The sequence below is a fragment of the Couchioplanes azureus genome (assembly GCF_014648355.1).
Classification (GTDB): Bacteria; Actinomycetota; Actinomycetes; order Mycobacteriales; family Micromonosporaceae; genus Actinoplanes; species Actinoplanes azureus.
The window spans coordinates 1162859-1172473 of sequence record NZ_BMQY01000001.1; the positions used below are offsets into that span (position 1 = coordinate 1162859).

The window sequence follows — 9615 nt, forward strand, 5'->3', positions numbered from 1 at the left end:
CCGGCACGCCCACAGGCGAGCCCGCACGCCCACAACCGGGCCGCGCACGTCCACGAGCGGGCCGGCACGTCCACGAGCGGGCCGGCACGTCCACGAGCGGGCCGGCACGTCCACGAGCGGGCGGGATCAGAGGCGGGCGAGGGCCTTCCTCAGCGGGTCCAGGCCCAGCGCCCCGAGGTTGAGGGCGTCGCGGTGGAACTCCTTGAGGTCGAACGCCGCCCCCTTGCGGGCCTTGGCGTCGTCGCGGGCCTGGAGCCAGATGCGCTCACCGACCTTGTAGGACGGTGCCTGCCCCGGCCAGCCGAGGTAGCGCTTCCATTCGAAGCGCAGGACGTCCTGCTGCATGCGGCAGTGCTGGCGGAGGAACTCCCAGCCCAGCTCGGGCGTCCACCGCTCGCCCGGGTGGAAGCCGAACGGGTTGTCGCGGGGGATCTCCAGTTCGAGGTGCATGCCGATGTCGACGATGACCCGGGTGGCGCGCAGCGCCTGGCCGTCGAGCATGCCGAGGCGGTCGCCCGGGTCGGCGAGGTAACCGAGGTCGTCCATGAGGCGTTCGGCATACAGGGCCCAGCCCTCGCCGTGGCCCGAGCACCAGCAGAGCAGACGCTGCCAGCGGTTGAGCAGATCGGCGCGGTGGATGGTCTGTCCGATCTGGAGGTGGTGGCCCGGCACTCCCTCGTGGTACACCGTCGACGTCTCGCGCCAGGTGGAGAAGACCGTCTGGTTCTCCGGGACCGCCCACCACATGCGCCCGGGGCGGGTGAAGTCCTCGCTGGGTGCCGTGTAGTAGATGCTGCCGTCGCTGGTCGGCGCGAGGCAGGCCTGCACGGTGAGCACCGGCTCGGGGATGTCGAAGTGCGTGCCGTTCAGCTCGGAGACGGCCTTGTCCGCGGTGGCCTGCATCCAGTCGCGGAAGGCCTCCTTGCCCGCGATGTTGCGCGTCTCGTCGGCGTCGAGGACCTCGACGGCCCGGTCGACCGTGGCCCCGGGGCCCGCGATCTCGGCGGCGACCGCGCGCATCTCGCGCTCCAGCCGGGCGAGCTCCTCGAAGCCCCAGGCGTACGTCTCTTCGAGGTCGATCTTCGCGCCGAGGAAGTACTGCGAGGCGCGGGCATACCGCTCGGGGCCGGCCGCCTCCTTGTCGCGGCCGAGCGGGGCGAGCTCCGTGCGCAGGAACTGCCCGAAGCCGGCGGTGGCCGCCGTGGCCGCGGCGGCGTTGCGTTGCAGGTCCGCCAGGAGGGCGCCCTGGGCGCCGAGCCCGTCGGCGAGGCCGTGGAAGAAGTTGTCGCGGGCCGGGTCGGTCCACGCGTCGCACTGCTCGGCGACCTCGATCATCTGGTTGCGCGCGCTCACGTTGCCCTTGGCGGCCTGCTCGCGCAGGGTCCGCTTGTACTGTTCGAGGGCGCGGGGGAAGGCGCCGAGCCGGGCCGCGATGTCGGCCGCCGCCCGCTCGCCCTGGACCGGCATGAGGTCGAAGGCCATGCGCAGCCCGTGCAGCCCGCTGGCGATCACGCTGATCTCGCTGGCTATGTCGCCGGACTCGTAGCGCACCAGGTCGAGGCCCAGCCGCTCCTGCATCGCGTCCTTGGCGACGTGCTCGGCCTCGGTCTCGGGCTCGAGCGGGTCGAGCTCGGCGAGGGTGCGCCGGACGAGGTCGGCCTGTGCGTCGTAGCCCTCGGGCGACAGGTCGTCGAGTTGGTCGTCGTAGCCGGGCACGCCGATGAAGGTGGCGCCCGTCGGGTTGAGCGGAGCCCACTCGTCGACGTAGCGGTTGGCGAGGTCATCAATCTGTCCCACGTGGCGAACCCTACGGGAGACCACCGACAATTCGCTGTACCTATTCCGGGCGGCCGTGACCTGCCGTCCATTCGAGGAGGCGCTCGGCGGACCAGGTGTTGACGACCCGGTCCACCGGTACGCCGCACAGCGCCGCCCGCTCGCAGCCGAACCGTTGCCAGTCGAGCTGTCCGGGTGCGTGGGCGTCGGTGTCGATGCTGAACAGGCAACCCGCCTCGACCGCCACGGTGAGCATGCGCTTGGGCGGATCGAGGCGGTCCGGCCGCGAGTTGATCTCGACCGCCTTGCCGTGCTCGACGCAGGCGGCGAGCACCTTGTCGAGGTCGAAATCGCTGGGCGGACGGGTGCGTCCGCCGCGGTGCGCCCGGTCCCCCTCGCCGGCCGCGGAGACCTTGCGCCCGGTCATGTGTCCCAGGATGTCGAGGTGCGGGTTGGCGATCGCCGCGAGCATCCGGCGGGTCATCCTGGACGAGTCGTCGCGCAGTCCGCTGTGTACGGACCCGACCACGACGTCGAGGCGCTCCAGCAGCTCGTCCTCCTGGTCGAGCGAGCCGTCGGCGAGGATGTCGACCTCGATGCCGGTGAGGATGCGGAATCCCTCGGGGAGGGCGTCGTTGAGCCGGGCCACGTGGTCCAGCTGGCGGCGCAGGCGGGCCGCGGTCAGACCACGGGCGACGGTCAGCCGCGGCGAGTGGTCCGTGAGCACGAGGTACTCGTGGCCGAGCTCGACCGCCGCGAGCGCCATCTCCTCGATCGGGGAGCCGCCGTCCGACCAGTCGGAGTGCGCGTGGCAGTCGCCGCGGAGCGCCTCGCGCAGCGCGGCGGCCGCGCCGTCGAGGTCGGTGCCCTCGGTGGTCTCCAGCCGCCGGAGGTAGACCGGCTCCTCGCCGGCGAGCGACTCGGTGATGCACCGCGCGGTCACCTCGCCCACGCCTGCCAGCTTCGCGAGCGTGCCCTCGGCCGTACGGGAGGCGAGCTCCGCGGGCGGCAGCGCGGCGACCGTCGCGGCCGCCGAACGGAATGCCTTGACCCGGTAGGTCGCCTCGTTGGCGCGCTCCAGCAGGAAGGCGATGCGCCGCAGGTCGGCTACCGGATCACGAGGGGCCATGCCGCTCAGCGTAGGCGGTGTCCGGGCACGCGCCGGGCCGTCGACAGGCGGACGATTGCGGCGAACCGGATGTTGCACCGCGGGAGCCGAACGCCCGTCCCGCCGTCGGCCGGGGAGACTTTCTCATTCTCCGGTCCACATCCTGAGATCTGAACCGTATTCAAATCACTACTGACAGTCATTGTATGCGAACAGGTGACGCGTTCTTTACCGATCCGTAATCATCGGCGGGTGTGACATCGTACTCCATAGTGGAAGGCGGGGCGGCCCTGAAACCGGCAGCCTGTAATGCTTCCCGCACGGACGGCCACACCTCGCCGACCTGCGCCGATGGCTCGTCGCTCTGGGTGTAGCAGGCGTGTACGACCAGGTCACCCCCAGGGTCCATCCCCCGATCAGACGATCCAACTCTGACCCTAAGAAAGGGGTCGCATGATTGTTTCCCGGATAGATTGACCCGGATCGGTGCGCCCGTACGGCTACGGAGGGTAGCCGCCAAAAGGGTCCAACGCGGTGCACGGTGGAGGAAGTGGACGATGTCAGTCTCGGTGGATAACCGGCGAACCCGGATGCGCTCCGCGCTCGCGGCCGTTCTCACGGTTTTGATACTCCTGCCGGCAGGGGTCCTGTTCGCCCGGGTTTGGGGGGACGTCTCCGACCGGGACGACAGCACCCGGCTGGAGCAGAAGGGCGTGGAGTTCCTCACCGCGCTCGGCCCGCTGGTCAGCTCGCTCGCCGAGGCACAGACCTCGGCCCTGTCCGGGGTGCGGGCGATCCCCAGCTCGCTGACCGCGGCGATCGCCGGCGTCAACGCCGTCGACCAGCGCCTCGGCGCCGAGCTCGGCACCCGCGACCGCTGGACCGGCCTGAAGCAGAAGATCGACCTGCTGCAGAAGGAGACCGGCAGCCCGGCCGCCGTGTTCGAGGCCCACGTCGAGGTCGCCGATCTCACGCTGGCCCTCTACGAGGCGGTCCGGGACGACTCGGGCCTGCTGCACGACCCGGACAACGACATCCTGCACCTGGCCGAGGCGGTCGCCATCGACCTGCCCGCCACCGTCGTGCAGGTGAGCCGGATGGGCGACCTCAGCCAGCTCGTGGCCAGGGCGACCGGCCAGCAGCGCGACCAGCTCGCCGCCAGGTTCGCCGCCTCGGTCGGCCTGGTGGAGACCTCGGTGGGCAGCCTCACCGACAACCTCCAGGAGGCCGTCGACGACACCAACAGTGCGACGCTGAGCGGCAACCTGGTCACCGGCCTCGACAACTTCCGCCGCGGCGTCGAGTCGTTCACCCGCGGCGCCAACCCGGGCGGCACGCCGAACGCGGCCACCATGGCGACCGCGCAGAGCCAGCTCCAGCTCTCGCTCGGCAACCTGACCGGCATCGTCAGCCGGGAGATGGCCCGGCTGCTCGAAGACCGGGTGGACACCCTGGGCTACCGCACGCTCGAGGCCCTCGTCGCGGCGGGCACCGCGGTGCTGTTCGCCGTCGCCGCCGTCGCCGTCCCGCTGACCGTGCGGCGGCGCCGGGCCCACGGCGTCACGCGCACCCCCGGTGAGACCACGCGGGACATGACGGTGGGTGCCTCCGGCGCGGACCCCGACCGGATGGTGCCGGCGTACGGCGAGGCCACCTCGTCGCGGAGGGAGCGGTCCGGTGCTCTTCGGTAAGCTCCGCATCCTGGGCAAGCTGACCCTTCTCGTCCTGGTGCCGCTGATCGGGGTCGTCGCCCTCGCCGTGCCGATCGTCGTGAACCGCATCGACGTGGCGCGCGACGCCCAGGACACCTCGGACGCGGTGCAGCTGGCCACCCGGATCGGCTCGGCGCTGCAGGAGCTCCAGGAGGAGCGCCTGCTCTCGGTGAGCTACCTCTTCGGCCTGGTCCAGGAGCCCGAGCTCGCGGTGCAGACCGCCAAGGCGAGCGACCGCATCCAGGCGCTCAAGCGGCTCGACCAGCCGCTGACCCCGGCGCTGACCCGGGCGATCGACGGCGTCTCGCAGCTCGCCACCACCCGGGCCAACGTGCTCAACCGCAGCATCCGGCCCGACGAGATCGTCACCCAGTTCACCGCCGTGGTCACGCCGATCATCGACGAGCTCGCGGTGGCACAGCAGGCGGACCTGTCCACGTCGGCCGGCCGGCAGGTGTTCGCGCTCGAGCAGGCCCTGCGCACCGACGACATGATCGGTCAGGCGGCCGGATACCTCACCGGCGCGGCGGTCACCCGCAACGCCGCTCTGCTGGGTCTGTTCAACTCGACGCTGGTCCAGTTGCAGCTGCTCATCACCAACTCGCAGCGCTACTTCACCGACGCGCAGTACAAGCTCTACCTCGCGGCCCAGGAGGCGTTCGCCTCCCGCGTGGGCGAGCGTTTCCTCGCCGAGGTGGTCATCGACCCGGCCGCGGCGATCAAGCTGCTCGACGTCAAGACGCTGCTGCCCTCGCTGCGCTCCGTCATCGTCCTCGGCGGCTTCGTGGAGAAGCGCGTCGCCGCGGACGTGGACGCGGCCGTGACCGAGGACCGGAACGCCGCGCTGCGCACCGCCGCGCTGGTCGGTGGCGTGTCGATCCTGCTGCTGCTGGTCGTGGTGGCGCTGTCGCTGATCATGGCCCGCGCGGTGGCCCGGCCCCTGCGCCGCCTGACCAGGTCCGCGGACCGGATCGCCCGGGCCGCCGAGGCCGAGCTGCAGCGGGTCGCGGACGACGACGCCGAGGCGGCCCGCCCGATCCGCCTCGACGCGGTCGACGTGGCGGGCAGCGACGAGATCGGCGACCTGGCCCGGGCGTTCGACCGGGTGCAGACCACGGCCGCGCAGCTGGTGGAACGCCAGGTGCTCAGCCGCCGCAACGTCGCCCAGATGTTCGCTCACGTCGGGCGGCGTACCCAGAACCTGGTCGGCCGCCAGCTCGCCCTGATCGACAACCTGGAGCGCCGGGAGACCGACAGCGACCGCCTGCGCGACCTCTACCGCCTCGACCACCTGTCGAGCCGTCTCGGCCGGAACGCCGGTTCGCTGGTCGTGCTCTCCGGCGGCGCCGGCGCCAACGACCACATGGCGCCCCTCGCCCTGTCCGACGTCGTACGCCTCGCCCTCGGTGAGATCGAGGACTACACCCGCGTCGACGTCGAGGTGAACGAGGAGTTCGTGGTCGTGCCCGCCCTGGTGGCCGACCTGACCCTGCTGCTCGCGGAGCTCATGGAGAACGCGACGTCGTTCTCGCCGCCGCACACCCGGGTCTCGGTCACGGCCGCCGACGTCCGCGGCGGCGTCCGCCTCGCGATCGTCGACCACGGCCTGGGCCTGGCGCCGGAGCGCCTGGCCGAGGAGAACGCCCGGCTCACCCGCCGCGAGCGCCTCGACCTGGCGCCCACCGAGGTGCTCGGCCTCTTCGTGGTCGGGCGTCTCGCCCGCCGGCACGGCGTCGAGGTCATGCTGACCGACACCCCGGACGGCGGCGTGACCGCCTGGGTGGACCTCCAGCCGGTGCACCTGGTGCCCCGCCTGGAGCCGGCGGTGGCGGCGGCGAGCGTGTCCAGCGCGCCGATCAGGGCGACGGTGCCGAGCAGCCACACCGAGTTCGCGCCGCTGGTCGCCGGCGGTGCCGCACGGTCGGTGCCCGGCAGCGCCCAGCCCTTCGACGCGAACGTGCTGCACCGGGCCACCCAGACGCTGGAGGTGGCGCAGACCTGGAACGCGTTCTCCGTACGGCCGACCGCCCCGCAGCTCGAAGCGATCCCGGTGGAGGTTCGCGACCAGCCGGCGACCTACGAGGCGACCCCGGTGGCCGGACGTTTCCCGGCGACGCTGCCCGAGCTGCCCGCCGCGGGCCGCTATGCGGAGTCGGAACGCCCCGTGCCGGGCGGCCAGGTCGTCATGTCGGCACCCACGGACACGCGCTACCCGCGCCCCGAGGCGGTGCCGCCGGCGATCGAGCAGCCCGCCGCGCCGCACCCGGCCGGGCCGCGGCAGCCGGAGCCGTACCCGGCGTCGTACTCGGCCGTGGCCCGGGCGGCGGTGCCCCCGGCGATCGCGCCGCAGGCGTCCGTGGCCCCGCCGGTCGTGCCGCAGCCGCCCGCGGCGTCCGTACCCCCGCCGGTCGTGCCGCAGCCACGCACGAGCCCGGAGTCGCCGCACGGCTCGATGCCCCCGCTGCGCCGGCGGGTGCCCGGCAGCCAGCTGCCGGTGGAGACCGGGCCGCGGACCCACGCCGCGCCCCCGACCACGGACGACGCGCTCGCGGCCCGGGAGGCGTTCAACGCCTTCGAGGCCGGAGTGTCCCGCGCCCAGTGGGACGTCATGGAACAGGACATGGCCGCGCCTCCGGCCGCGGGTCATCCCCCGCTGACCCGGCGGGTCCCCGGCGCGACCCTTCCGCTGCACTCGTCGGCCAACCCGGCCCCGCCGGCGCCGCCGGCCCAGCCACTCGATCCGGAGGCCGCCCGAGCGCTGATGGAGCAATTCGAGTACGGCGTAGCCCGAGCACTGCACGAAACCCAGCCACAACACGAGGGACAACCGCGATGACATCCCCCTACCCCGCCGACACGTCCCAGCTCAGTGCGGAGGCGAAGACCTTCAACTGGCTGCTGGACTCGTTCACGTCCGGCACGGCCGGCGTCGTCGAGGCGATCGCCGTCTCCTCCGACGGCCTGCTGATGGCGATGTCGGCGATCAAGGACCGGCCCAACGCCGAGCGCCTCGCGGCGGTGGTCTCGGGTCTGACCAGCCTCGCCGGCGGCGCCGCCAGCTGGTACCAGCTCGGCAGCCTCAACCGCGTCATCATCGACATGGCCGACGGCTACCTGCTGGTGACCTCGATCAGCGCCGGCTCCGTGCTCGGCGTCATCGCGGACCGGTCGGCCAACCTCGGCACCCTCGCGTACGAGATGACGCTCTTCGCCACCCGCGCCGGCGGGGCCCTCAGCCCGCGCCTCATCGCCGAGCTGAAGAACGCCGTCCAGCAGTAGCTCGGCCCGTGTAACCGATTGCCAGGAAGGTCGTGATTCCTCGATGAGACATTCGGCCGACTCCGACAACCCGGACTTCCCGGCGGCTCCCGGGGTCCGGCCTTTCCTGCGCAGCATGGGGTCCGGCGCGCGGTGGGAGCCGTCGCCGGACCCGGCTCCCGGGCCCCCGCCCGCGGAGCTGCCCGACGAGCACGCCACGTCGTTGCGGCCGTTCGTCATCACCTCCGGCCGGGTCAGCGGCCAGGATGCCGACATCGGGCTCGAGACGCAGGTCAGCGCGCTTCCCGGCGCGTCGGCCGCGCGGCTCTCCCCCGAGCGGCGGGCCATCGTCCAGCTCTGTGGGGAGCCGCTGTCGGTAGCCGAGATCTCGGCCCGGCTCCGGATGCACTTCGGCGTCATCCGGATCCTGGTCGACGACCTGCGCGCCGCCGGGCACCTCGATGTCCAGGTGATGACCAGCGACTTCCCCGACCCCGACACCATCATGCGAGTGATCCGTGGACTTCGATCCATCTCTTGACCGCCGCGTCGTCGGCACCGCGCGCGTACCCGGCGCGCCGCAGAAGACCGCATCCCCGGTGCCGGTCAAGATCATCGTGGCCGGCGGCTTCGGCGTCGGCAAGACGACGACCGTCGGCGCCATCTCGGAGATCTCGCCGCTGACCACCGAGGCCGAGATGACGATGGAGTCGGTCGGCGTCGACAACCCCAACGAGTCGACCGCCAAGGCCACCACCACCGTCGCGATGGACTTCGGCTGCGTCACCATCGACCAGACGCTGAAGCTCTACCTCTTCGGCACGCCCGGCCAGACCCGCTTCTCCTTCATGTGGGACGACCTGGTCCGGGGCGCACTGGGCGCGCTGGTCGTGGTCGACACCTCCCGGATCGACGACTGCTTCCCCGCCATCGACTACTTCGAGCGCGCCGGCCTTCCGTTCGTGGTGGGCGTCAACACCTTCAACGGACAACTCGGCTACAGCCTGGACGAAGTGCGCTGGGCCCTCGCAATCCGCGACGAGGTGCCGATTGTGCAGTACGACGCCCGGTTCCGCGGATCCGTACGCGACGCCTTACTCGTGGTGCTCGACCGAGCCCTTGACAAGGCGATGCGGATGCGCTCGTCGTAAGGTGTGCGCCGAGTCGCTCCGGTTCGGTTCCCAATTCGGCGTCCGAGCGGGCACAGTTGTACGAGCGACAGCGTGACGGGAGGACGGTGACGTGCGAGGACTGGACGACGCCCTCGACCGGCTGGCACGCCGTGACGAGCTTCGCCGCCGCGCCGCCGGGGAGGCCACGGGCACCCCGCCGGCCGTGACGGAGCTGGTCGAGGCGATCGCCGCGGTCGTGGGCCGCAACCCCGAGCTCGCCGTGACGGTCGGTGTCGAGGGCGCCGGCGACCCGGTGCTGCTGCACTTCGCCCTCGAGGACGGCATCGTGCAGGTCAGCGCCGACAACTCGGTCGTGCAGCGGGCGAGCCAGGCGCAGTACGGCGAGATCATCGACGCGGAGGTGGCGCCGCCGGTCGCCGAGCCGGCACCGCAGCGGGAGACCGTCCACCACCGCCACGAGGAGCCCGCCCCCGAGCCCCAGCAACCCATGCCTTCCCCGCTGCCCGAGCCGGTCCCGCTGCGCGTCGACGAGAAGGAGACCGAGCTGGCGGCCCGGCGGCTCGCCGCCATGCTCCGCGAGGACCCGTCACTGCTGCACGCCCAGGACTGACCCGCGGCGCAAGCTCGC

8 protein-coding genes are annotated in these 9615 nt (G+C 72.2%); 6 read left to right on the plus strand and 2 right to left on the minus strand.

The genetic code is table 11. The features are described from left to right. Positions 1-126 precede the first annotated feature (126 nt). Both IEY99_RS05425 and IEY99_RS05430 read right to left on the minus strand, forming a co-directional pair. Positions 127-1797 carry a DUF885 domain-containing protein gene (locus IEY99_RS05425; RefSeq protein ID WP_189199809.1) on the minus strand — a complete coding sequence of 557 codons (1671 nt, stop codon included), beginning with the start codon at positions 1795-1797 and terminating at the stop codon, positions 127-129. Positions 1798-1837: 40 nt separating this feature from the next. After that, positions 1838-2905, minus strand: a complete 1068-nt coding sequence (locus IEY99_RS05430) for a PHP domain-containing protein (RefSeq protein ID WP_189199811.1) — start codon at positions 2903-2905, stop codon at positions 1838-1840. 548 nt (positions 2906-3453) lie between these two features. On the opposite strand from IEY99_RS05430, the gene IEY99_RS05435 reads away from it, so the two are divergent. From IEY99_RS05435 to IEY99_RS05460, 6 genes are all read left to right on the plus strand, one after another. After that, entirely contained in the window at positions 3454-4575 is a 1122-nt protein-coding gene (locus tag IEY99_RS05435; RefSeq protein WP_229798139.1) for a hypothetical protein, read from the plus strand. After that, positions 4562-7432, plus strand: a complete 2871-nt coding sequence (locus IEY99_RS05440) for a sensor histidine kinase (protein ID WP_189199813.1) — start codon at positions 4562-4564, stop codon at positions 7430-7432. Before IEY99_RS05435 ends, IEY99_RS05440 begins: the two co-directional genes overlap by 14 nt. Continuing rightward, on the plus strand, positions 7429-7875 hold the full coding sequence (locus IEY99_RS05445; protein WP_189199815.1) for a roadblock/LC7 domain-containing protein: 447 nt from the start codon (positions 7429-7431) through the stop codon (positions 7873-7875). Before IEY99_RS05440 ends, IEY99_RS05445 begins: the two co-directional genes overlap by 4 nt. A gap of 43 nt (positions 7876-7918) precedes the next feature. After that, on the plus strand, positions 7919-8395 hold the full coding sequence (locus IEY99_RS05450; RefSeq protein WP_189199817.1) for a DUF742 domain-containing protein: 477 nt from the start codon (positions 7919-7921) through the stop codon (positions 8393-8395). Beyond that, the gene (locus tag IEY99_RS05455; RefSeq protein WP_189199819.1) at positions 8373-9005 is read left to right on the plus strand and encodes a GTP-binding protein; all 633 of its coding nucleotides are present in this window, start codon (positions 8373-8375) and stop codon (positions 9003-9005) included. Before IEY99_RS05450 ends, IEY99_RS05455 begins: the two co-directional genes overlap by 23 nt. 91 nt (positions 9006-9096) lie before the next feature. Continuing rightward, positions 9097-9597 carry a hypothetical protein gene (locus IEY99_RS05460; RefSeq protein WP_189199821.1) on the plus strand — a complete coding sequence of 167 codons (501 nt, stop codon included), beginning with the start codon at positions 9097-9099 and terminating at the stop codon, positions 9595-9597. The last annotated feature ends 18 nt before the right edge of the window (positions 9598-9615 follow it).